The 23,855-nt window shown below is 43.0% G+C and carries 20 protein-coding genes; 11 read left to right on the top strand and 9 right to left on the bottom strand.

Annotated features, from left to right (window positions below; translation table 11 throughout):
* Nucleotides 1–115: transposase (locus QL898_RS10000; protein WP_201547709.1), on the top strand; the 115-nt coding region annotated here is incomplete at its 5' end.
* 23 nt (nt 116–138) lie between these two features.
* Here QL898_RS10000 and QL898_RS10005 read toward each other — a convergent pair.
* Complete coding sequence (locus QL898_RS10005; protein WP_290176683.1) at nt 139–576, bottom strand: DUF3429 domain-containing protein; 438 nt, start codon at nt 574–576, stop codon at nt 139–141.
* A 69-nt stretch (nt 577–645) separates the two neighbouring features.
* A complete protein-coding gene (locus QL898_RS10010; protein ID WP_290176684.1) occupies nt 646–2,028 on the bottom strand; it encodes a DASH family cryptochrome in 1,383 nt (460 codons plus the stop codon).
* 198 nt (nt 2,029–2,226) lie between these two features.
* Here QL898_RS10010 and QL898_RS10015 point away from each other — a divergent pair, with 198 nt between their 5' ends.
* On the top strand, nt 2,227–2,475 hold the full coding sequence (locus tag QL898_RS10015; protein ID WP_057760515.1) for a hypothetical protein: 249 nt from the start codon (nt 2,227–2,229) through the stop codon (nt 2,473–2,475).
* A gap of 114 nt (nt 2,476–2,589) precedes the next feature.
* Here the strand turns inward: QL898_RS10015 and QL898_RS10020 are convergent, their stop codons facing one another.
* On the bottom strand, nt 2,590–4,068 hold the full coding sequence (locus tag QL898_RS10020) for an aldehyde dehydrogenase family protein (protein WP_290176685.1): 1,479 nt from the start codon (nt 4,066–4,068) through the stop codon (nt 2,590–2,592).
* 428 nt (nt 4,069–4,496) lie between these two features.
* Between QL898_RS10020 and QL898_RS10025 the strand changes: the two genes are divergently transcribed.
* The 7 genes from QL898_RS10025 to QL898_RS10055 all read left to right on the top strand — a co-directional run bounded on the left by QL898_RS10025 (nt 4,497) and on the right by QL898_RS10055 (nt 12,908).
* Nucleotides 4,497–5,096 carry a TetR/AcrR family transcriptional regulator gene (locus QL898_RS10025; RefSeq protein WP_057760518.1) on the top strand — a complete coding sequence of 200 codons (600 nt, stop codon included), beginning with the start codon at nt 4,497–4,499 and terminating at the stop codon, nt 5,094–5,096.
* A gap of 367 nt (nt 5,097–5,463) precedes the next feature.
* Nucleotides 5,464–6,678 carry an iron-containing alcohol dehydrogenase gene (locus QL898_RS10030; protein WP_290176686.1) on the top strand — a complete coding sequence of 405 codons (1,215 nt, stop codon included), beginning with the start codon at nt 5,464–5,466 and terminating at the stop codon, nt 6,676–6,678.
* A 164-nt stretch (nt 6,679–6,842) separates the two neighbouring features.
* The gene (locus QL898_RS10035) at nt 6,843–7,892 is read left to right on the top strand and encodes an NADP-dependent oxidoreductase (RefSeq protein ID WP_290176687.1); all 1,050 of its coding nucleotides are present in this window, start codon (nt 6,843–6,845) and stop codon (nt 7,890–7,892) included.
* Nucleotides 7,893–8,131: 239 nt separating this feature from the next.
* On the top strand, nt 8,132–8,809 hold the full coding sequence (locus QL898_RS10040; protein ID WP_290176688.1) for a type 1 glutamine amidotransferase domain-containing protein: 678 nt from the start codon (nt 8,132–8,134) through the stop codon (nt 8,807–8,809).
* A 30-nt stretch (nt 8,810–8,839) separates the two neighbouring features.
* Nucleotides 8,840–9,469: a glutathione S-transferase gene (locus QL898_RS10045; RefSeq protein WP_160021176.1), complete on the top strand. Its 630-nt coding sequence runs from the start codon at nt 8,840–8,842 to the stop codon at nt 9,467–9,469.
* A 402-nt stretch (nt 9,470–9,871) separates the two neighbouring features.
* The gene (locus QL898_RS10050; RefSeq protein ID WP_290176689.1) at nt 9,872–11,560 is read left to right on the top strand and encodes an MFS transporter; all 1,689 of its coding nucleotides are present in this window, start codon (nt 9,872–9,874) and stop codon (nt 11,558–11,560) included.
* 85 nt (nt 11,561–11,645) lie between these two features.
* Entirely contained in the window at nt 11,646–12,908 is a 1,263-nt protein-coding gene (locus QL898_RS10055; protein WP_290176690.1) for an HlyD family secretion protein, read from the top strand.
* A gap of 142 nt (nt 12,909–13,050) precedes the next feature.
* On the opposite strand, the gene pdxH is transcribed toward QL898_RS10055, so the two are convergent.
* The 5 genes from pdxH to cysS form a co-directional block, all read right to left on the bottom strand.
* Complete coding sequence (pdxH, locus tag QL898_RS10060; protein ID WP_290176736.1) at nt 13,051–13,722, bottom strand: pyridoxamine 5'-phosphate oxidase; 672 nt, start codon at nt 13,720–13,722, stop codon at nt 13,051–13,053.
* A 105-nt stretch (nt 13,723–13,827) separates the two neighbouring features.
* A complete protein-coding gene (gene glmM / locus QL898_RS10065) occupies nt 13,828–15,195 on the bottom strand; it encodes a phosphoglucosamine mutase (protein WP_290176691.1) in 1,368 nt (455 codons plus the stop codon).
* Nucleotides 15,196–15,405: 210 nt separating this feature from the next.
* Complete coding sequence (gene guaB, locus QL898_RS10070) at nt 15,406–16,878, bottom strand: IMP dehydrogenase (RefSeq protein WP_102094506.1); 1,473 nt, start codon at nt 16,876–16,878, stop codon at nt 15,406–15,408.
* A gap of 277 nt (nt 16,879–17,155) precedes the next feature.
* A complete protein-coding gene (locus tag QL898_RS10075) occupies nt 17,156–19,141 on the bottom strand; it encodes a mechanosensitive ion channel family protein (RefSeq protein ID WP_290176692.1) in 1,986 nt (661 codons plus the stop codon).
* A 153-nt stretch (nt 19,142–19,294) separates the two neighbouring features.
* Nucleotides 19,295–20,755 carry a cysteine--tRNA ligase gene (gene cysS, locus QL898_RS10080; protein WP_290176737.1) on the bottom strand — a complete coding sequence of 487 codons (1,461 nt, stop codon included), beginning with the start codon at nt 20,753–20,755 and terminating at the stop codon, nt 19,295–19,297.
* Nucleotides 20,756–20,986: 231 nt separating this feature from the next.
* On the opposite strand from cysS, the gene QL898_RS10085 reads away from it, so the two are divergent.
* Entirely contained in the window at nt 20,987–21,583 is a 597-nt protein-coding gene (locus QL898_RS10085; RefSeq protein WP_102091468.1) for a cob(I)yrinic acid a,c-diamide adenosyltransferase, read from the top strand.
* A 131-nt stretch (nt 21,584–21,714) separates the two neighbouring features.
* On the opposite strand, the gene QL898_RS10090 is transcribed toward QL898_RS10085, so the two are convergent.
* Nucleotides 21,715–22,653: a hypothetical protein gene (locus QL898_RS10090; RefSeq protein WP_290176693.1), complete on the bottom strand. Its 939-nt coding sequence runs from the start codon at nt 22,651–22,653 to the stop codon at nt 21,715–21,717.
* 330 nt (nt 22,654–22,983) lie between these two features.
* Between QL898_RS10090 and QL898_RS10095 the strand changes: the two genes are divergently transcribed.
* On the top strand, nt 22,984–23,712 hold the full coding sequence (locus QL898_RS10095) for a glycerophosphodiester phosphodiesterase (protein ID WP_290176694.1): 729 nt from the start codon (nt 22,984–22,986) through the stop codon (nt 23,710–23,712).
* Nucleotides 23,713–23,855 lie beyond the last annotated feature (143 nt).

A 23,855-nucleotide genomic window follows, 5' to 3' on the forward strand; every position in this document is an offset into this window, starting at 1 on the left:
GAACTTCTTTGCCAAGATTAAGCAGTATCGTGCGATTGCTACTCGCTATGATAAGTTAGCCCGTCATTTCTTGAGTGCTATTTATCTGGTTTCTTGTGTCATTTGGCTTAATTGATGACACGCCCTAGTTAATATCACTTACAACTGTAATGCCGCGATGACTAACGATATGACCACTATCGCCGTGACATACTGCCTTACTTTAAAATAAGCATGACTGATAATCTGCACTCGATGCAGACTATAATCGATAACCAACAGACTTATAAACCCGATCACTAATAGCCAAATAAAACTAATGGCTGATAAGATTAAAAAACCAAGCCAAAGGCCAAGCGCAATGACATTGCTATACAGTGGAAGCCTAACTGCCCACTTATTGTCATCAGCCAAGCTCAAATGATTACCCCAATGCGCACCTGCCATAAACGATGCAATCACTAGGCCATAAGCACTCAATATATTGGCTACTGAGCCAAGTATAGCCACGGTAACAACGTCTACCATCAATAAAAATGCACAGGCTATAAAGGGAATAGTACCTGCAAAAGTGAGATAAGGACTGGGCTTTTTCATCGTTTAAACCTATCTTATGATTAGTCTAATAATAGTTGTCACCTGTTGAGTGGAAGTTTTCAACATACATTAATCACTCTTTTGAGTGTTGCCTTGCCACTGACGAATAAAATCACCGTTTGGATCGTATTGCTGGGTTTGCTTGTCGAGATTAAACTGTCTGCATCCTCTTGGGTCAGCGCCGACGCCTGCCAGATATTGCCAATTGCCCCAATTGCTGCCGACATCATAATCAACAAGATGTTGCTCAAAGTAAGCTGCACCATACCGCCAATCAAGGCCTAGCTCATGGATAAAGCAACTGGCAACCAGTTGTCGTCCGCGATTCGACATATAACCTGTCGTGCGCAATTGGTTCATGCATGCGTTGACGATAGGATATTGTGTTGTACCACTCTTCCATTGCGCTAACAGATTTTCGTCCAATTGAGTTGAAGGCGCGTGCTGAGCGATGCCTTTAAACCAAAACAACTTTTGCCGATGGGTGACAGCATACCAATAAAAATACTCACGCCACAGCAGCTCGAACCATATCCAGTAGGTAGAGTCATTTGCGATAATATCGCGCTCATAGCGACGCAGACGATTCAATACTGTGTTTACAGACAGTGAGCCGTTTGCCAGCCAAGCGGAAAGCTTCGTAGAATGTGTCCAGTCATCAAGCGCGTTTCGGGTTGTTTTATAAGTGCTCGGCGCATCGGAATCAAAATAGCTATCTAAGTGCTTGAGGCCATTTAACTCACCACCTGTAAAACTGGATAGCTGCTGTGATGGCTTATCAAGCCCTGCATGATCAGACAACTGCGATTCAAAAAAGTACTCGTCCCTACTCTGCACACTTTCAGGCAATGGAGCAAGTGATTCTGGCGTTGGAGAAATGGCTATATCTTTTTCTGCATGCAGCAAATCATAATCAGTCTCAATTTGTTTACGAAATTGCGTAAAGCTTTTGGGTAAGCTCTCTAGCGGTAACTCGTCAAACAAAGTCGCTGTTGTTTGAATGTGCCACTGTATCTTTGGATATTTCGCCTGTAGAAGCTCATATACTTTGTTTTGATTATAATCTGCCGTCTGGCTGATGCAAATATCTGTCACTCGTTGCTGCGCTATTAGATCACTCAACTGAGTAAAGACGTCCAATGCTTTATCGCCTTTCTGTAAATACAGCAACCTATTACCCCGCTGCATCAATGACGTATTTAAATCAGCTAGGCTCTCATGCAAAAACTGCTGACGAGCTTGACCCATAGCCTCATAACAATAGGCGTCGTAATGGTCTTTATCGTCTAATATATCTGTCAACGATGAGGCATAAACCAATAGCAGCTTTCCATCAGTGGAAATTTCAGATGCTTTTAATAGAGTGGCATTGTCCGCTACCCGCAAGTCATTATGGAATAGCACCAATGTGACATTTCTGTTATCTGAGTTGTTCGCTGCTTGATTTGACATACCCTATCCTCTAGCTATTTAGCGATAATTTATTATTTTTAATCTTGAAATATCATATACAGTGTAAAAAATCCTTAGCATCCAACCATGATGCTAGCCTAATACTTGTAAGGCAATGCGCTCAGCCCCAGAAACTACTTATAAGCACTGACTCTCATGTGTCTGACTGCTTAAATGGCTTACCTCTAGGAGAACACCATGACTCAAAATAATACTACGACTGAAGAAAATAAATCAGATGAAAAGCGTAAACTTATCAATCGATTTTTGATGAGATTGACAAAGGAACAGCCTCAAATGTATTACGCGACTACCTCTGAGATATCGCGGAGTATTCATACGATGATAAAAGAACACACCAATCGCCTGTCAGTAGAAGAGCAAGCACTGGTAAGACGGATGACGATGGAAGAGATTGAAGGGTTGCTTGGCTTTCATGCTAGATAAATAATTGACTGACTTTCAGATGTATCGCTTTCAGTAAGTTGCCAAATATCATACAAAAAAAAGACCGCTATCAAAGCGGTCTTTTTTATTAGCTATTAGCTAGATTTAAGACAATTAGAATGGATATTCACGTGGCTCATTTTGCATTGAGATCCAATGTGTTCTAGTGAACTCTTCTAGTACCCACTCCCCGTTGAAGCGACCGATACCTGAGTTTTTCTCACCACCAAACGGCGTATTGCTTTCATCATTAACTGAGATGTCATTAATGTGGGTCATGCCAGCTCTGATACCGCGAGCGAAACGCAGACCTTTTTGCATATCAGCAGTGAACACGGCACTAGACAGACCATACATAGAATCATTGGCAATCGATAGCGCATCGTCTTCGTCTTTAGCACGGATGATACCAACCAATGGTCCAAACACTTCATTGCGTGATAGATCCATTTCGCGAGTCACTTCGGTAAAGATGTGCGGCGGTACGACTTGGCCTTCAATCTCGCCACTGAGTATCATTTTTGCGCCTTCTTCCTGCGCTTTAACGATTTTTTCTTTGAGCGATTTAACTTGTTTTTCATTGATGATTGGGCCAACAGCGGTATCTTGCTTATTAGGATCACCGACGTTTAGTGTTTTAACGTGCGCTAAGAAACGCTCCACGAAATCATCATATATCTCGTCTTCTACGATGACTCTGTTAATCGCGATACAGATTTGACCTTGATGCAAGAATTTACCAAAGGCAGCCGCTTTTACTGCTTGCTCAATATCAGCATCTTTTAGTACCACAAATGGACTGTTGCCACCTAGCTCAAGCGCCACTTGTTTGATGTATTCACCACCATTGGCCAACTCACCAATATGTTTGCCCACTGAAGTCGAACCTGTGAACGACACTAGACTTGGCGCTTTGTGTTCAACGATTGCATCGCCTATCTCACTACCTGAGCCGACCACGACGTTTAATAGACCTTTTGGTAGACCTGCCTCTTCAAACACTTTGGCCAATAGCAAACCACCTGTCACTGGCGTATCGCTAGCAGGCTTGAGTACCACGGCATTACCAAGCGCTAAGGCAGGCGCGATAGAGCGCTGCGTTAAATGTAGTGGGAAGTTCCATGGGCTAATAACAGCTACCACACCGATTGGCTCACGATAAATGAAGTTTTCTTTACCAGGGGTATTTGATGGACGAATCTCACCATGAACACGATTAGGGAATGTCGCTGCTTCAAGGGTAATCGCGCGCGTCGCACCGAACTCGACCATGGCTTTGATACGAGTACTGCCCGACTCTTTGATTAGCCAATCAACGATTTCCTCTTTGCGCTGATCGAGTATGTTGACTACTTTATACAACACTGCGGCGCGCTCTGCTGGTGTCTGCTTGGCCCATGCTTCTTGAGCTTGGGTCGCCGCATCGTAGGCTTCGTTCAACTGATCTTTGGTCGCTTGCTGGATCTCTACAAGCGTATCACCGTTATATGGGTTGGTATTGGTGTTGGTGCTATCGTCTTTACCGGTTTGCCATTCACCAGCGATGAACTGTAAATGAAAGTCACTATATGCACTCGTAGTATTGGTTGACATAATCATCCTTATTTTTAATTTGTTATGTTAAGTATTGGTTTTCGATTATTAAAATAAAATTGTTAAGTCGGCAATATCTTAATGAGAAAATATCTGGCAGGTAGTAAGTCTGAAATCGTTACCAAGCTATCAATCAATAGTCATCAATTAAAAAAAGCTCTAATGAAAAATGATCTTTAGCAATAAATACTAACGGTAACGGATAACAACAAAACCTACCTTGCTAGACGACTGGTCTAATGCTACCATAGCTACTAATAAAACAAGACTATTTTGTCAGTGAATATTGTTGATAAAACGTAACACATATAACTATATCCTATTACAATACGCCATCAACGTGACGTTCAAATGAACGCTAACTGTTTTAACTGACTATCTAATGCATACGCTAATACAAGCAACTACTAAGGGAGATAATCCTGTTTATGTCTAATACAGACGCAACGACACCAGATACTAAAGCTCATTTACTTGCCACTGGCTACCAATTAATCGCCAAAAAAGGTTTTACCGCTGTTGGTTTAAAGCAAATTTTAGATACAGCAGGTGTGCCAAAGGGTTCTTTTTACCATTATTTCGCTTCTAAAGAAGCCTTTGGTGAAGCCATTATTAATCATTACTTTAGCTTATATAAGACTCGGTTGGATGTCATCGATGCACAAGATGTCAGTGCACAGCAAAAGCTATATGATTATTTTCAAAACTGGTATGACACCCAGCAGAATGGCTGTGACCATGAGAAATGCTTGGTAGTGAAGCTCAGCGCAGAGGTAGCCGATATGTCAGAAACCATGCGTAAGGCACTCGATACTGGCTATCAGCAGACGACCATGTGGCTCGCTAAGCAGATCAAAGCTGGCTGGCTCGATGAGTCCGTCCCTCGTCACGATAACATCTCGGCTGAGAGTATGGCCAAGCGTTGGTATTTTGCATGGCTTGGCGCAAGCTTGATTGCAAAGATTAGCCAAACCAATACCCCTTTAGCAGAAATTTGGCAGATGACCACGACCCAAATGGGACGCTAATCGTCAACTGTTCGGATTTCTAGCGACTGCACTTCTAACGTAACCATTAAGGCACATTGAATATTCATAACGCTCATAGATAGTAGCTGTCAGTACTATGCTTGATTATTCAGTGTGCTTCATTGCCTTCTCTTTTTTAAACGAATTTCTTAAAGACATTTGAATACGGCTTAGACAGTTATACGAGAGTTTTGTAAATATAACTAGACGACTGGTCTAATTGGTGTACAATGCGCAAATATTAAGAATGAATGTCTATACGAGCATTGCTTATCATTCATTCATTGATATCAGACAATATCCCATGTCAAAACCATTTAATTGAACCGTTTTTACTAATCACTTTTTATTACTAATTAGGAATCTTATGAATAACTTCCAATACTACAACCCAGTCCGTATCGTTTTTGGTGAAGGTCAAATCGAGCAATTATCCGATCTAGTCCCTACTGATGCGCGTGTCCTCATTACGTACGGTGGTGGTTCAGCACAGCGTACTGGTACTTTAGATGAAGTAAAGACTGCACTAGCGGCAAGCGGTAACCGTACGGTATTTGAATTTGGTGGCATTGAAGCCAACCCAGAATTCACCACACTACTTAAAGCCGCTGATATGGTTAATGAGCACAACATCGACTTCTTATTAGCAGTTGGCGGTGGTTCTGTGATTGACGGCAGCAAATTTGTGGCACTAGTATCTTCATTGACTGAAGAGGACGGCACTGTCTCACGTGACCAAGCTTGGGATGCCTTAACTGGTTATTGCAAAAACATTGATTCTGCTGTCGACTTGGGCGCGGTATTGACTATTCCAGCAACAGGTTCTGAGATGAACTCAGGCGGCGTGATCAACTATAGTGAACGTCAAGCAAAACTACCGTTTGGTAACCCACTTGCCTTCCCTAAATTCTCGATTCTAGATCCAATCAAAACACTTACCCTGCCTGAACGTCAGGTTATGAATGGTGTTGCTGATGCATTTGTTCATGTAATGGAACAATATCTGACTTACCCAGTAAACGCTAAAGTACAAGATGCCTTTGCTGAAAGCTTGCTTAAAATCCTTATTGATGAAGGTCTAGTTGTTAAGCAAGATCCAGAAAACCTAGAAACACGTAAGAACATTATGTGGACAGCGACCATGGCATTGAACGGTCTGATCGGTACTGGTGTGCCACAAGACTGGACAACCCATATGGTCGGTCATGAGCTGACGTCACTACACGCTATCGATCATGCACGTACGCTAACCATCGTATTGCCATCAGTCATGCGTGAGCTCAAAGAAAGCAAAAAAGAAAAACTGCTTCAGTATGCACGTAACGTATGGAACATTACCGATACTGACCTAGACGACGATGCCATCATCGAAACGGCTATTGTCTACACTGAAAACTTCTTCCGCGAGCTTGGCTTGCCAGTTAGCCTAGAAGACGTTGACTTGACGGAATCAGCGATTGATCCAATCATCAAGCAGCTTGAAGTGCATAACATGGTTAAGCTTGGTGAACATGGTAACAACGATTTAGAAGTATCACGTCGTATCTTGCAGCGCGCTGTAACTAGCAAAGCGTCTTCATAAGCGCTCTAGTAAGAACTGTCAGAACAATTATAAGAAAAATCGCGACAGTAATAATAAGTACATATCGTTATGCTATTTATAGTAGTAGCTATTCCATGCTGAGTAGCTGCTACACTTAACACCACTATAATAATGACAATTAATAAATATAAAGGAGTCCTACAATGAGCTTCGACAAACAACAGAATCAACAAACAAACCGTCAAATCAAATTGGCTAGCCGTCCTAATGGCGAGCCAACTGCTGACAACTTTGACATGGCGACTAGCGACATTCCTACGCCAAAAGATAACGAGATGCTACTACGCACGGTATATCTGTCACTAGATCCATATATGCGTGGACGTATGAGCGATGCAAAAAGCTATGCAGACCCATTAGAAGTCGGTGACGTCATCATGGGTGGTACCGTAGCGCAAGTGGTCGAGTCAAATATTGACAACTTCTCGGTAGGCGACTTAGTCGTATCAAACTCAGGCTGGCAAGACTACAGTGTCAGTGATGGCGAAGGCGTCCTGAAACTGGACAAAAACATGTCAAACCCTTCTTATGGTTTAGGCGTGTTAGGTATGCCAGGGTTCACCGGTTACATGGGTCTGACTGATATCGGCAAACCACAGAAAGGCGAGACTTTAGTTGTGGCAGCAGCAACTGGACCGGTCGGTGCCACTGTCGGTCAAGTGGGTAATCAATATGGTCTGCGCACTGTCGGTGTGGCAGGCGGTAAAGAGAAATGCGACTTTGCGGTCAATGAGCTTGGCTTTGATATCTGTATCGATCACAAAGCCGACGACTTCGCTGAGCAATTAAAAGCAGCATGTCCAGATGGTATCGACATCTACTATGAAAACGTTGGCGGTAAAGTATTTGATGCGGTAATGCCATTACTTAACGACCACGCACGTATTCCAGTATGTGGTCTGGTATCACAGTACAACGCAACTGATTTACCGGATGGCAAAGATCGCCTAGGTATGTTAATGGGTCTTATCTTAAGCCAACGCCTAACTGTCAGAGGCTTCATTATCTTTGAAGAGTACGGCGATCACTTCCCAGAGTTCTTAGAAACCATGAGCAAATGGGTGGAGTCAGGCGAAGTAAAAACCAAAGAGCACATTATTGACGGTCTAGATAATGCCCCAGATGCATTTGTCAGTATGTTAAACGGTGATAACTTTGGTAAGACTGTAATCAAAGTATCTGACGTCAAATAGTTACTGGTTAAACATTCGCTAGTTAAGTAGCTACTGACAGTTAGCAATCGTTGTGAATAACTACTTAACAACATAAATTGCTAATATCACTACTGAAAATTGATTACAAAGCAGGAATAATGCTAACAGTCATTATTTGCATTTAGGCTAATTAAGTAAAAACAGCTAGTGATGCAACGGAAAACTTATGACTGTTGGCTATATCGTTACTAACACATAAATAATAAACAAGGATAATTATGAACATTTTAATGGTACTAACTTCTCATGACCGTTTAGGCGATACTGGCAAGAAAACTGGCTTTTGGCTAGAAGAATTTGCTGCGCCTTACTACGCATTTCTTGACGCTGGCGTAAATGTAACTCTAGCCTCTCCAGCTGGCGGTCAACCACCACTAGATCCTAGTAGTGACACAGAAGACACGCAAACCAAAGACACCACTCGTTTTAAAGAGGATAAAGACGCTCAAGAGCATTTGGCTAATACCAAAAAACTTGCTGATATGAACGCTGAAGACTTTGATTCAGTATTCTACCCTGGTGGTCATGGCCCGTTGTGGGATTTGGCAGTAGATAAAAACTCTATCAATCTGATCGAGACTTTTGTTAAGCAAGACAAGCCTGTTGCTTTTGTTTGTCATTCTCCTGCAGCACTTAAAAACGTTAAAGTCGATGGCGAGTACTTAGTAAAAGGCAAAACAGTGACTGGTTTCACTAACTCTGAAGAAGACGCAGTTGGCTTAACAGACGTAGTACCGTTCTTAGTAGAAGACGCATTGAAAGCCAATGGCGGTAACTACGAAAAAGCGGCTGATTGGGAATCATTTGTTGTTGAAGATGGTCTGCTAATCACAGGTCAAAACCCTGCATCATCAGAAGAAGCTGCTAAGCGTCTAATGGCGAAGCTGCAAGGTTAGTCAAATTCACTACGCAATAAGGTCGATACCATGATTCGCTTACATCATCTCAATCAATCACGCTCATTACGTACGCTATGGCTTTTAGAAGAGCTAGGCGTTCCTTATGAAGTCGTTAGTCATCAGCGCGATGCCAAAACTCATTTAGCACCAGATTCTCTAAAAGCTGTACATCCACTCGGTAAGTCTCCGGTTATCGAAATGGATGGACAGATTTATGCTGAGTCAGGTGCTATCACTGAGCTGTTAATTGAACGGTTTGCGCCAGAGCGTCTGCGCCCTGCTACAGGAAGCTCAGACTACGGCTACTATCTACAGTGGATTGATTTTGCAGAAAGCTCGCTCATGTTGCCATTAATGCTTGAATTATTTACTAACAAAGCGGGCATTAATGACAATGAGTTTTTAAATGGCTATATCGAAACAGAGAAAACCAGACTATTTAAATATCTGGATACTTCGGTTGAAGGTAAGTCGTTTATCGTGGGTGACAAGCTAAGTGGTGCCGACTTTATGCTGTCATTCGATTTGATTATTCTTGCTAAGCGTCAGAAACTTGATGCTTATCCGCATATCAAACAGTATGCTGAAAAGCTGGCCGGTCTTGATAGCTATCAGCGTGCGATGCAGCTAGAAGCAAAATATGATGAATCGATTTAGTATTTGGTATTAATTGATACTATGGTGTTAGTCAAAATGCTACGTAGTAATTGACCACCTAATTTTTCGATACACAAAAACAGCTCTGTATAGAGCTGTTTTTTATGCCTATAGCATTTTTTACTTGTTGCATCGTTTGTTTTAATGTTCGTTAAATTGCACGAAATACTGGTATATCTTTATTCAGCAGCGCTGATGAGTTACGCGGTGATGACAAAAGCGTTGTAGAAGTTATGATAAAATATATCCTGCATTTCTTGGGTTGTCTTTCCAGTTTGACCAGCATTTATATCAGTAGCCTCACTGCGTTTTAAGCTATAAACATTCATCGTACTGACCTGATTTTGCGTCTGGAATCTGTTCTATGCCATTCTATTTCCTTATACATATTATGGTACGTCCATGAGTAACGAATATCAGTTTAAGCCCCACGAACAACCGATAATGGTGGGCTCTCCTGCCAACCCTGATCATCCTGCACGCCGCAAATTGTTTTACTTACTGATTGGAATTTTCGTTGGTCTCACTGCCAGTTTCCAAAACGGTCTGCTCGTCGCAAATCTTACTCAAATTCAAGGTCAACTGGGCTTGACACCAGCTGAAGGCGGTTGGATATCTGTTAGCTATAATATGACCAATGCCTGTATTACCGTTCTGCTGTACAAGATTCGCCAGCAGTTTGGTATGTCACTTTTTAGTAAAATCACTCTGTTCTTTTTGTTAGCCGCCACGAGTCTACAGTGGCTAATCAGTAGTCATTTGCTAGATACGCCTAATATTGGAATTGAGCCTTATTACCTAGAAATTGTCGCCAGAGGACTTAGTGGTATGGTCGCAAGTGGCATGACCATCTTGGGGTTATTCTACTGTCTGCAAGGTATGCCAACCGTCAAGCGTACTAGTGGCTTAATATTGGGTTTTGGCTTGGTACAGTTTGGTATTCCATTATCACGAATCATCTCGCCCTATCTCGCCATCGATGGTCAGCTTGAGAATTTATTTTTATTTCAATTTGGTTTGGCACTGATTTGTTTTGGACTGATTAATATATTGGAGCTACCACCAGGCAATACAGAAAAAGTATTTGAGAAACTCGATTTTTTAAGCTTTGCTTTTTTTGCGAGCGGGCTGGCGGCATTGGCTGTTATTTTGGTACAAGGTAGGATTTTATGGTGGACGACACCTTGGCTCGTCTATCCACTGATGATTGCTATCGTTGGAATTGGCGTCGCTCTATGGATTGAGACACATCGCAAAAACCCGATGCTACAAGTGCGCTGGATGCGTAGCCGCAATATTATTGCTTTTATGATTACCGGCGCGGTCATGCGAATTTTGCTATCTGAGCAAAATGTCGGTGCTGCAGGCCTACTTGCTAATTTGGGTTATGGTAACGATCAGTTAGTTACTTTTTATGCTGTCATAATGGCTGCCAGTGTGTTGGCTTTGGTGATTAGTATTTTTAGTACCAATCCGATGGACTTGCGCCGTCCTGTTATTTTTGCAGTGGCATTGATTGCCTTGGGCTCTTGGATGGACGTTGGGGTCTCTATCAACTCCGCTCCCTATATGTTTTATATTAGCCAGTTTTTGATTGCATTTGCCGCGGTATATTTCATGGGACCTTTGGTTTTCGAAGGATTCTTGCGAGCTATTGCTAGTGGCCCTGCTTATATCATTAGTTTTTCGGTTATCTTTGGTATTTCCCAAACGGTTGGCGGATTGGCAGGTGCAGCGGCTATTCAGGCATTTACGACCATTCGTACACAGGTCCATTATGCAGATATGGTCAGCTCACTGAATTTGGGTGATCCTACGTTTAGCGCTCAAATTGCTGGTACTCGCAGTGTATTATCAAATCAAACGACGGATACAGCGCAAGCGAATGTGGCCGCGATGAGCCAAGTTTTGCAAGGGATTCAACGCCAAGCAACTGTCTCCGCTTATAGCGACCTGTTCTTTTTAATGGCCAGTTTTGCTACTTTCGTTACAGCCATTTTATTGATCAATTATTTTTATAACCGTTACCACAAGCGCAACCCATTGGCTAAAGAGCTTGCCGTTATTGCAAAAATGCGTGAGTCAAAATAACTCAGTTTATTCTATTAATAATGTTTCACCCCATTCATTTATAGCCAGTCCATTTCAATATTTATTAAAAATTTAGGAGCACGTCATGAGCCAAGAAAAACCAAATGAGCTTAATCAAATACCTCAGACGTCCACTGGCGCTCCAGCAACAGACACACCTATAGCGTCCGATATAAGTAAAGAAGAGGCTGCTGCAACTTCTTCGCTATCAGCAACTAAGACAGCAGAAGGTGATGTAGAAAGCAATTCAGACAGCAATGAACCACCGATGCCGCCAAAAGAGCCAATACCCGATACTACTGGTTGGTCACCCAAGAAAAAATCCTATCTAAACTTAGGCTTATTAATTTTATTGATTGTCATTGGCGTGGCATTGATTTTGTATGCATGGAAGCTCCCGCCGTTTACCCCAACGGTACAGCAAACCAATAATGCTTTTGTCAAAGGTCAGACGACTATTATTAGTCCGCAAGTTTCTGGCTATGTCACCAAGGTAGCCGTGCAAGACTTCGCTAACGTAAAAGCTGGCGACTTACTCATAAAGATTGACGATCGAACCTTTCAGCAGCAGCTCGAACAAGCACAGGCAAATACCGAAGTAGCCCTTACTAACCGCTCTACCAATGACCAGGATACGCAAACCAGCCAAGCACAAATCGAAGCACGTAGAGCCGATTTGTATAGTGCCAAAATCAATGTAGAAAGCGCGCGTGAAGATGTAAACCGTTATCAAGGTTTAGATGCTATTGGTGCAGTATCGAAAGCAGAAGTTGCTCATATCAAGGCGCAGTTGGCTCAAGCACAGGCAGGTGTACAACAGGCAGAAGCCAATTTACAAGCCGCCCAAGAAAATCGTGAAAAGACCAGTGGCAGTCGCTCATCGCTGGACGCAAATATCAAAAATGCTGAGGCAGGCGTCAAGCAAGCGCAAATCAATCTAGACAATACTATCATCACTGCGCCTGAATCTGGCCAGCTAAGCCAAGTCAGTGTCAAAGAAGGTCAATACGTTAGCGCTGGTACGCAGCTTATGTATATCGTGCCAAAAGGCATTTGGATTATTGCAAACTTTAAGGAAACTCAAATAGCCAACATGGCAATCGGCGAGCCTGCGACCATTCATGTTGATGCACTTGGCGGTGCCAAATTCACAGGTCATGTGAGCAACATCTCACCAGCCACTGGTAGCGAGTTTAGTGCTGCTGCAGCCAACCCTGCGACAGGTAACTACATAAAAATTGCTCAACGTATTCCTGTACGCATCGACCTAGATCAGAACCAGCCTGAGCTTGCACGCTTACGCCCTGGCATGTCAGTCTCAGTGGATGTCGATACCAATATTAAATGAAAGGTTGAATAAAAAGTTAAATAAAAAATAATGCCAACTAAGGTCAATAGCTAACGTAAAAAAGCCACTCTAGACACCAGAAAAACTGGATTTAGAGTGGCTTTTTTAGTTTTGTATAATCTATAGCTTCAAACTATAACAACTATGGTAATAAGCGTTTGGTTGTCCAATTTATCTGACCTTCATTGCCTTCACTGTCATCGCCGCTACTCTGCGTATACACAATTCGGTCATGCATCCGATTGGCTCGACCTTGCCAAAACTCAATACTTTCAATCGTAATCTCATACCCACCCCAGAACTCTGGCGTTGGTACAGTAGTATTGTCAGGATGTGTAGCCTGCAGCTGTTCAAACGTTTGCTCCATGATTTCACGATTGGCCACTTCACCACTTTGCGGTTGACTGACCCAAGCGCCTACTTGGCTATCATGTGGACGCTTTTGAAAGTAAGCAGCCGATTTATCAGCAGCAATTTTGGCGATACTACCGCTGACACGGACTTGACGCTCCAGCTCATGCCAAAAGAATAACGCTTCGGCATTAGGGTTTTCTGCGATATCCTGCCCCTTCGCGCTTTCATAATTGGTATAAAAAACAATACCTGTCTCAGTAATTTCGCGTAATAACACAATACGGACGCTAGGCCTATTGTCTGCGCCACATGTCGCCAAACTCATTGCATAAGGCTCTTGCACCTTTTGCGCTAGCGCCTCATTCATCCAAGCTTTAAAAAGCTCGAATGGTGACGTTGGTACTGACTGTTGGTCAAGCTCACCTTTCTCGTATGAGAGGCGTTGGTCGGTAAAGTCCATGCTCATGGCAATTCCTTATTTGAAAACTATAATGTTGTTGTCTTAAATTCCAATCATTTAGATATCAATCATCATCTTGAATACCACTTATTGCCTAGAATGCTATTAGCCTAGTACCGATTTTATAAGATCAGCTAAGTCGTTAGCCATTACATCACACTCTATCTCATCATCTGACTCTACCATCACGCGAATCATAGGCTCTGTACCTGACTGACGTATCAGAAGACGACCACGACCCTCTAGCGTTGCCTGTGCTTTATCAAAAGCAGCAACCAACTCATCATGTTTGAATGGGTCTTGCATTTGAGACAAACGTACATTGACTAGCTTTTGCGGTAACACCTCAAAACCTTCAACAAGTTCACTTAGCGCACGCTCTCTAGCTTGCATCACTGCCAGTACTTGCAAGCCAGCAATGATAGCATCCCCTGTGCGACTTTTATCTAAGCATAAGATATGACCAGATGGCTCACCGCCCAATATCCAGCCATTAGCTTCTAAATCCTGCATCACATAGCGATCACCCACCTTTGCGCGAGTAAATTGGATATCTGCATCTTTTAGTGCTAGCTCTAACCCCATGTTACTCATAAGCGTGCCGACAACACCTTCAGCTTTGGTTTTACCTTGGGTAGCAAGCACATATAAGATACCATCACCATCGATCAGCTTGCCAGTCTCATCAACCATTACGATACGGTCGCCATCACCGTCTAGTGCAATACCAACATCTGCTTCATGATCAAGCACAGCCTTTTGTAAGCTTTCAGGATGGGTAGAACCACATTCAGCATTGATATTGATACCGTCTGGCGTATTATTGATGGCAATCACGTTGGCCCCCAACTCGCGCATGACTCTAGGTGCTACGCTATAGCCTGCGCCATTGGCACAATCTACTACTACCGTCAGATGACTGAGATCATATTGATAAGGGAAGCTGCCTTTGCAAAATTCAATATAGCGACCTTTAGCATCATCAATACGATTGTTCTTACCTAAATTTGCAGGATCAAGAATAGGCATCATAGCAACGTCATTACCAACGTCGTTCATAATTGCCGTCAATTTATCATTGATTGCAGTTTGCATCTCATCAGTAAGTTTTTTGCCATCACCTGAGAAAAACTTAATACCATTATCATAATAAGGGTTGTGCGAGGCTGAGATAACTACGCCAGCATCTGCATTAAAACTACGGGTTAAATGTGCAATCGCTGGGGTTGGCAATGGACCAAGCATATAAACATCAACACCAGCCGCATTAAAACCTGCTTGTAATGCCCCCTCTATCACATAGCCTGACAGGCGCGTATCTTTACCAATTACCACACTTGGCTTACGCGTAGGATTTTCATTTTTTTCTATGAGAACAAGCCCAGTGACATAGCCTAGTTTTAAAATAAAGTCTGGTGTAATTGGTAATTCACCAAATTTTCCGCGAATTCCATCAGTGCCAAAATAGCTCATTATGTGTTCCTCAAGTCAAAAAATAAAAGGCCAAACGTATACGCAGGCAATACTATTGTTGTAATAATCTGTTTCTGTATTTTACAAAAAAATAGCCAACAATAACAGAGCATTGTTGGCTGTTTGTATCTTAAGCTCGCTGCAGCCTTACGTCTCAGCTAACATCAATACGATTTAAAACTATAAAAGAGAAGCATTTTACGGAACGATCTAGTTTACTCGATAGTTCGGTGCTTCTTTAGTGATTTGCACATCATGCACATGCGACTCTTTCATACCCGCTGAGGTTACTTTGATAAACTGCGGATTGGTACGCATATCTTCAATCGTGGCAGAACCCGTATAACCCATTGATGAACGTAGGCCACCAACCAACTGGTTAACGATACCCGCAACTGGTCCTTTATAAGGAACACGGCCTTCAATACCTTCTGGCACTAGCTTCTCTACGCCGTCTTTTGCATCTTGGAAGTAGCGATCTGAAGAACCGTTTGATCCTGACATTGCACCCAAACTACCCATACCGCGATACGCTTTATAGTAGCGACCTTGGAACAGCTCAACTTCACCTGGTGCTTCTTCAGTACCAGCCATGAGTGAACCAACCATGATGCATGATGCACCTGCAGCGATTGCTTTTGCCATATCGCCTGAGTAGCGGATACCACCGTCAGCAATCAATGGAATGCTGTCTTTTAAAGCACTGGCAACGTTATCAATGGCTGATATTTGTGGCACACCGATACCTGCGATAATACGCGTGGTACAGATAGAACCAGGACCGATACCTACTTTTACTGCATCAGCACCTGCGTCACGTAAAGCGATTGCAGCTTCACCTGTTGCGATGTTGCCACCGATTACTTGTACATGCGGGTAGTTTTTCTTGATCCAAGAGACTTTATCGATCACGCCTTTTGAGTGACCGTGCGCAGTATCAACGACGATAACGTCAACGTCAGCAGCGATTAATGCTTCAACGCGTGCTTGCGTATCAGCACCAGTACCAACAGCTGCGCCAACACGTAGGCGACCTTGCTCGTCTTTACACGCATTTGGATTGTTTTCAGCTTTGGCAAAATCATTAACAGTAATTAAACCACGCAGGCGGAAGTTATCATCAATGACGATGACTTTTTCGATGCGGTGCTCATGCAACAATCTTTTGATATTCTCGTTGCTTTCACCTTCATGTACAGTTACTAGCTGCTCTTTAGGCGTCATGATCTGGCTAACTGGCAATGACAAATTGGTCTCAAAACGCCAATCTCTATGGGTAACAATACCCACAACGTTATCTGTGCCTCTTTCGACTACTGGCACACCTGAGATATTATTATCTTGAGTCAAACGCAGCAATTCACCGATCGTCATCTCTGGATGCACAGTGATAGGATCAACGACGGTACCCGCTTCAAATTTTTTGACACGGCGTACTTGTGTGGCCTGCTTTTCGATGTCCATGCTCTTATGCAAAATACCCATGCCACCAAGCTGTGCCATAGTGATAGCCATTTCAGACTCAGTCACAGTATCCATCGCCGCAGAGATTAGCGGAAGATTAAGTGTGATGTTTTTGGTCAAACGAGTAGACAGATCAGCAGTTTTTGGCAGAACTTCAGAATAGGCTGGTAATAATAAAACGTCATCAAAGGTTAAGGCTTCATCGACAATTCGCAACATACAGACCCCTAGTGGTGGTTATTTTGATGGGTAGGAGCTCAGGGTTAAGCGTATCAATCATTGCAGCTGCATACACAGTGCCGACTCATGGCTAACCACTCAGTTATCCTATAAAAATAACGCCACATTATAACAAATAAGCGCCTCGCTGACACACTATATTTGTCAGATTATTTTACACAAGTGCGTCTTTATCTACGTCAGTCATGTCTTAAACCATTAATAACTCGCTTTTAAAGCTAATTAAGCTCACAAAGTCCATTGTTACTCCTGAATCCTATTCGCTTTTTGTTAACGTAAAGCGCTCTGTGGGTAGATATTTGTTTTGCTGTGCATGCAAATAACCAAGCATTTGCTCCCGTATCTCACAGGCAAGCGTCCATGCTTCTATAGGCCCTACTGATGAAACAGCGCCGCGCAGCTGAATGGTATTCTCAGTCACATCAACCACATACATTTCAGGTTCTGTTTTATCATCCCAAAGTTTATTGTCCTTGACCATCGATATAAACGCCTCTCGGATAGCGTCGATATCTGCGCCATAATCGATATACAAAAACACAGGACAGGTCTGATGAACTTCTGTATGCGACCAGTTTTCTACCCGTTCAGTGATTAGCTCACGCATCGGCACGATCAATCGTCGCTCATCCCATGTTTTTAGCACGGCATACGTGTAACGCAGGTCTTCAACCGTACTAAAATTACCATCCATTATCACACTATCGCCAATCCGTACTGGCTGCGTCACTGCTACCTGCACACCAGCGATGATATTCCCTAATATTGGCTGTGCTGCAATACCGATAACCACACCTGCAATACCCGCTGAAGTCAGTAACGTCTTGCCAAGGCCTTCCATATTGGCAAATTCACTAAGACCTATCCAGAAACTTCCCAAAATCATCGCGAAAATAAACACACGACGGAATATCGATACATAGGTACGGCGACGACGTTCTTTATCAAAATGCTCTGCAGCCAAATTTTCAATCTGCATATCTTGATAACGATTGGCAAAAAAGTTAATGATACGAATACCCAACCACATGGTACTAAATACCAGTCCAATCCAAATGAGTGGACGCGTAGATGAGGCAACTGCATCTAAATAAGGAAAACCACCAGAAACTAAGGTGAAAACGAGTGAAAAACTGATGGTAAAGGTTAATGGTACTGTTAGCTTGCTAACCAAATCGGCGACGCCGTTGGTACTGCCAACATACATGCTGTATTTTTCTTCATCAATATAATGATTGATGATTTTTGCAGTACCTTTACTCAGTAGCCAACCCATACCCATGGTTAATAAAAAGAACAATATCAGCGCTGAGAATTCCCATAGCGCAATCCCAAAAAACTTTAGCTTTAACCAAGTAGGCAAATAACGTTCGAACTCGGCTGGATGATACTGCTCATAGAGATTATCAATATTGCCTACTGTCTGCGCCGAAAACACCCAAACAGGGGCTTTATCCCCTACTCGCACTCGCTGCAAATAAATAGGAACACGGCGCTCGCGATAATCAACATAGCCAAGCTGAATAGAACGTCTGGCAATACCCATGACACTGCTATTATTACCAAGCGGTGGTTCAATTAAGCCATCGGGACGATCTGGCATATCGTCGAATACATAGAGCTCTTTTTCAGACAATAAGAAATCCAGTCGTTTTGTGAGATCAAGCGCACGGCTCCGTTGGCTTTTCTCATCAATCAAATTCATGTTTAGCGCGTAAGCGGCCAAATCATACTGCTGTTTCATTAACGCTGATTGAAAAAACTCTAAAGCTGCAAGCGGTGTTTCTAAGTTAGCTGGCTCAGATAACGGCGGCAACCCAGCATTTAATTTATCGAGTATATAGTAGCTCTCACTGTATTCTCCGGTCAGTGCCGTATCACCTTGTAGCCTGCCTGCCTGCTCCACTGCGTTACGCTCAGTAGGATCGAAGATCTCTTCAGTAATACCAGAAATACTAACACTCTCATCTTTAAGCGCATTGACTTGCTGAGCTGCATATTCAGTAAAACTATCAGGTTTACTAGGTGTTTGTTTTTCTGGCTCGCTTGTACTCTGCCCGCTCTCACTATTTGCTGCATAAACAGGCACATAGATGACACTTATAGCGACAATCAAAAAGCCCAACAATATTTGCAGCATATGGCTTTTAAAACGACTTTTCTCTACATCTACTTGATGATTATCATCTGAGCGCAAAACGGCACAATGATGGTTCATAGGATTGTCTTTAAGTGTATTCATGTTTTCAAAGCCATCAGTCTACAAAAGGAAAGTATAAAAAATATATCGGTGCTGCTTTAACTTAATTCAGTAAGCAAAAAAAAGCCAGCCTAAAGCTGACTTGATTTATTACGAGATTTGTAGCTATTTACCCTATAAACGGCAAGAGTTGTTTTAAGCGCGGCGCCATGTCGTGCCAGCACGGCTATCTTCGAGCTCAATACCCGCCTCTTTTAGTTGCTCACGTATCTCATCAGCACGGGCAAAGTTTTTGTTGGCTTTAGACCCTGCACGTTCGATAATTAAGTTATCAATAACCGCATCCGTTAGACCATCTTCTGCCTGATCACCAGTCACTGCTTGCAAAAACTGCTGCACTGGCTGCTGTAAAATATTCAATACCTGAGCCAATGCTTTTAGTTGCTGGGCTAATTGCCATGCCGTATCGACGTCTTCCGCCTTGATAGCTTTATTGATATCACGAGCCAATCCGAATAAGACGCTGATGGCGGTTGAGCTATTGAAGTCGTCATTCATCGCCTTGATGAAGTTTTGACCAATCGTGCTATTGTAAGCTTCAGCCATTAAGTCTTCATTGATTACGATTGACTGTCCTTTTTGTTGCTCAGCCAATTTTAGTGCATTATACAGCCTGCTTAGGCTATTATGCGCTTCATCTAAAGCACTATCAGAGAAGTTAACTTGGCTGCGATAATGGCTCGATAATAAGAAAAAACGCACCGTCTCAGGTAGGTATTTTGCCATGACATCACGAATGGTAAAAAAGTTGCCCAATGATTTAGACATTTTTTCGCCATCGACATTGATAAAACCAACATGCATCCAGTTGCGTGCATACTCACAACCAGTCGCTGCCTCAGACTGGGCGATTTCGTTTTCGTGATGCGGGAACTGTAAGTCATGACCACCGCCATGAATATCAAAGGTGCTACCTAAGCACTTAGTCGACATCGCTGAACATTCAATATGCCAGCCTGGACGCCCTTGACCCCATGGTGACGCCCACTGCGGCTCGTCAGGTTTCGCAGCTTTCCATAGTACAAAGTCAAATGGATTGCGCTTATCATTCTCAACTTCGACTCGCGAACCTGCCTGCATATCGTCCAGATTGCGCTTAGATAATTTACCATAACCGTCAAAGCTATCAACAGCATAGTAGACGTCACCGTTGACGCCTGCATACGCATAGTTGCCAGTGACCAACGTCTCAATCATATCCTGCATATCATCGATATGATCGGTCGCACGTGGCTCAGCATTTGGCATCTCGCAACCAAGGGCTGTTGCGTCTTCATGCATCGCTTTAATAAAACGCTGCGTCAATGTACCAATCTCTTCACCGTTTTCAGCAGCACGAGCAATGATTTTATCATCGATATCAGTGATATTACGTACGTAATTCACGTCGTAACCCAAGCGCGCCAACCAACGAACGGCCATATCAAAACCGACCATCACTCGCGCATGACCAATATGACAATAGTCATAAACGGTCATGCCGCACACATACATGCCAACCTGCCCTGCTTTGAGTGGTACAAACTGACGCTTGCTGCCAGTCAATGAATCGTAAATGGCAAGTTGGGACATCGCATCTGCAAGTGGTGTGGTCATAGTAAAAAAGCCTTGTAACGTAAATAAAATAGAGAAATGGAAAATCTCAGCCGTCATGTATGAATAAGCCATACCAACGACCATGACTATAAATCAAAAAAATAAAAATTCAGACCAAAAAACGTCGTGATATAAAACGTAACCCATTATCTTAGCGAAAACAGGCGTAAAATACTACAATGAGCGTGCAACTAACGCTATTCAATCATAAAAACCGTTAAGGATGTAAAGATGGGCAATCGCTTAAGCAAAATATACACACGTACTGGAGATGACGGCAGCACTGGTATGGCTGATGGCAGCCGCCTTAGTAAAGCGGACGATCTATTTAGCGTCATGGGTGACATCGACGAGCTCAACTCGCATATTGGCTTGGTACGTGCGCAACTAAAACACAATAAAGGGCAATCTATAGAGAAAGAGTTCTCTGAGGCTTTGGTCATCATTCAGCACTTGTTGTTCAATATAGGCGGCGAGCTTGCTATGCCAGAGTATGAAGGGGTTAATGCCACTCATATTGAATGGTTAGAGCAGCAAATAGATATGATGAATGCCACATTGCCACCGCTAAAAGACTTTATTTTGCCGACAGGTTCTATATTGGTGAGTCAATTACACGTGGCGCGTAGTGTATGTCGCCGTGCTGAACGTCAAGCTGTGATATTGCAGCAGCAGCGTCCACAAGCGATTCGTCTTACTGCCGTCAGCTTTATCAATCGCTTATCTGATTGGTTATTTGTCGCTGCACGCTTCTGTACAGACCCAGAAAAAGTCTCTGAGGTGTTGTGGGACAGTCAAGCATTGAAAACGTTCACTGACAGTCAATAATACAAACTAAGTATTTAGCAATAAATATTTAAACACAAAAAACCCCGCGACATGATTGTTGCGGGGTTTTTATTATTGAGCGATAGCAATTCGGCTTACTAGAAATCGCTATCTCTTACTACAATGACCAATTAGTAAGTCGCGCTGTTGTCTTCAATGATGACCATATCGATGGTTTCATCTTTAGGTACGGCTTTTGGTGTGGCGGGCTTACTAGGCTCAGCAGCTGCTGCTTGAGTGTTTGCAGTCGAACTGCTCTGACTTTCAGCAGGCTTATTGATGGTTGGCGGCGGCGTTGGTTCAGTTGGGCGAATTGGCTCAACTGGCGTTACAGTTCGTGGCTGACGGATTGGGGCTGTTTGAGTCGTATCGTTGTTCTGTGTTGCACGGCGCTCAGCAGCACGTTGGGCACGTTGCTCATCCATTGCAGTTTTAAAGACAGAACCTGCCATCACATCTGCAACAACAGTAATCAAAGCAGGCTGACCTGCAATACGCGTACGCACTTGACCGCCTTGAGTACCGACGATGTAAGTGAAAGCGTCATCAACGAGCATATTGTTATTGATACGGATATTGTCTTGCGCTAAACGCGATTGTAGACTTGGCTGATTATTGGCCGCTTGTACCTGACTGGCTTGATACAAGTCTTCACTTGGTAGCGTCATGCTGACACTTGCTTGGCAAGTGGTCATACCGTTTTCATTGACTTGTTGCAAGATGGCAGCGTTTTGGACATCAATGACAACGCCATTGGTTTTTTCGCTAACCACACCATTTGCTAAACTGATTTCAGCATCATTTGCATAATTGGCAGCCAATGACTGTGCTTGTTGATTGAGCGTATTTTTCAGAGCTGACTTAAGGCGATCTTGCACCATTGGATCATCACAGCTGATCGCAGGCGCAACGCTATTTTCAGCATCGACCGTCTCTTGTTCTGTTAGCTCTGCCTGCTCAGTAGTGTCTTCTTTATCTGAGCGATCACAGCCTGCAAGCGCCAAACCACATACCAATCCAATCCCAGCAACTTTATGCCACTTGCTCAAACTTATATTTGCTACGCTCATACTAACTTTACTCCCAATTTACAGGTTCGTACCGCCACTGACTGACAGTGTTCAACATTCAAATGCAACGCTAGCTGCTACAGATATGAAAACCACATTATTATACGGTGTTTAAATCAAATGGTCATTAGTGTAGCCCATGGATATACAAATAGTGCCCCTTATTATGGGAAAAACCTGCGTTTGGTTGCAAAAACATAACAAACATTCGCAGATTTGGTCCCTAAAAATTCATATTCAAAAAAGTACGGATTGCATCGCAGTTTTTGTTAGACGTCGTTGATATGACGCTATATGATTGGGCATAAAAATCATCGATAATTGGTGCATATGATAAATTTTAGAGATACGTTATTACTAGGTCATCGAGGCGCACGCGGTGAAGCGTTAGAAAATACCTTTTCAGGCTTTCAATACTCTCAAAATCTTAAGTCAAGAGGTTTAGCAGGCGTAGAGTTTGATATACAACTAAACGCTGATGGTCACTTAATCGTATTCCACGATGATGATTTAGAGCGTATGTGCGGTCGGCAATCACGTATTGATCAGTTAAAGCTCACAGAGATTCAATGCCAGTTGCAGTTTGGCCAACCCATTATGACATTGGCAAGCATAGCGCCTGCACTTAGTGGATTTAACGTTATTGAGCTTGAAATTAAAACGCATAGCCGTACCAACTATGCAGTATTGATTGCAGCGCTTCGGCAGGCATTTATTAATACACCTCTTGCCAGCTTACCAGTTGTGTTGACGAGCTTCGATGTCGAGTTACACAACCGTTTGCAACGTCACAGACTATTATCTCATATGCCTCGCGGCCTGCTTATTCGTACGCCAGAAGCGTTGGCAAGCGCGACTAATACCGCATTGCAACTCGGCTGTATTCAACTGGGCATTCATTATCCGCTTTTGACCCAAGCTGTCATCAAGCATAGCCACCGTTATGGATTGCCAGTAAGTGCTTGGACGGTTAATGATATTCCCACCATTGAACAGCTCATAAAATGGCAGACCGATGTCATCATTACGGATTTTCCAAGTCATTTGCTGTTGCCTTAACTGACTTATCCGTACTTTTTTGATATTTAATCAGTTTTTCGTTAAACGCATTCTTTCCTACATATCTACCCTCCTTGTTACACTTCTCCTTCATGTCTGATAAGTCACTCATATTTTTGACCAATACATTCTATAATCCATAC

The organism is Psychrobacter sp. APC 3279 (assembly GCF_030407795.1).
Taxonomy (GTDB): Bacteria; Pseudomonadota; Gammaproteobacteria; order Pseudomonadales; family Moraxellaceae; genus Psychrobacter.

Bases quoted from the DNA above. Each gene is read 5' to 3' on its own strand.
- pdxH (WP_290176736.1), bottom strand. From the start codon at position 13,722: ATGGACTTTACCGACCAACGCCTCTCATACGAGAAAGGTGAGCTTGAC.
- QL898_RS10035 (WP_290176687.1), top strand. From the start codon at position 6,843: ATGAGCTTCGACAAACAACAGAATCAACAAACAAACCGTCAAATCAAA.
- QL898_RS10075 (WP_290176692.1), bottom strand. From the start codon at position 19,141: ATGAATACACTTAAAGACAATCCTATGAACCATCATTGTGCCGTTTTG.
- QL898_RS10050 (WP_290176689.1), top strand. From the start codon at position 9,872: ATGAGTAACGAATATCAGTTTAAGCCCCACGAACAACCGATAATGGTG.
- QL898_RS10025 (WP_057760518.1), top strand. From the start codon at position 4,497: ATGTCTAATACAGACGCAACGACACCAGATACTAAAGCTCATTTACTT.
- QL898_RS10030 (WP_290176686.1), top strand. From the start codon at position 5,464: ATGAATAACTTCCAATACTACAACCCAGTCCGTATCGTTTTTGGTGAA.
- QL898_RS10015 (WP_057760515.1), top strand. From the start codon at position 2,227: ATGACTCAAAATAATACTACGACTGAAGAAAATAAATCAGATGAAAAG.
- QL898_RS10090 (WP_290176693.1), bottom strand. From the start codon at position 22,653: ATGAGCGTAGCAAATATAAGTTTGAGCAAGTGGCATAAAGTTGCTGGG.
- QL898_RS10055 (WP_290176690.1), top strand. From the start codon at position 11,646: ATGAGCCAAGAAAAACCAAATGAGCTTAATCAAATACCTCAGACGTCC.
- cysS (WP_290176737.1), bottom strand. From the start codon at position 20,755: ATGACCACACCACTTGCAGATGCGATGTCCCAACTTGCCATTTACGAT.
- glmM (WP_290176691.1), bottom strand. From the start codon at position 15,195: ATGAGCTATTTTGGCACTGATGGAATTCGCGGAAAATTTGGTGAATTA.
- QL898_RS10045 (WP_160021176.1), top strand. From the start codon at position 8,840: ATGATTCGCTTACATCATCTCAATCAATCACGCTCATTACGTACGCTA.
- QL898_RS10020 (WP_290176685.1), bottom strand. From the start codon at position 4,068: ATGTCAACCAATACTACGAGTGCATATAGTGACTTTCATTTACAGTTC.
- QL898_RS10010 (WP_290176684.1), bottom strand. From the start codon at position 2,028: ATGTCAAATCAAGCAGCGAACAACTCAGATAACAGAAATGTCACATTG.
- QL898_RS10085 (WP_102091468.1), top strand. From the start codon at position 20,987: ATGGGCAATCGCTTAAGCAAAATATACACACGTACTGGAGATGACGGC.
- QL898_RS10095 (WP_290176694.1), top strand. From the start codon at position 22,984: ATGATAAATTTTAGAGATACGTTATTACTAGGTCATCGAGGCGCACGC.
- guaB (WP_102094506.1), bottom strand. From the start codon at position 16,878: ATGTTGCGAATTGTCGATGAAGCCTTAACCTTTGATGACGTTTTATTA.
- QL898_RS10040 (WP_290176688.1), top strand. From the start codon at position 8,132: ATGAACATTTTAATGGTACTAACTTCTCATGACCGTTTAGGCGATACT.
- QL898_RS10005 (WP_290176683.1), bottom strand. From the start codon at position 576: ATGAAAAAGCCCAGTCCTTATCTCACTTTTGCAGGTACTATTCCCTTT.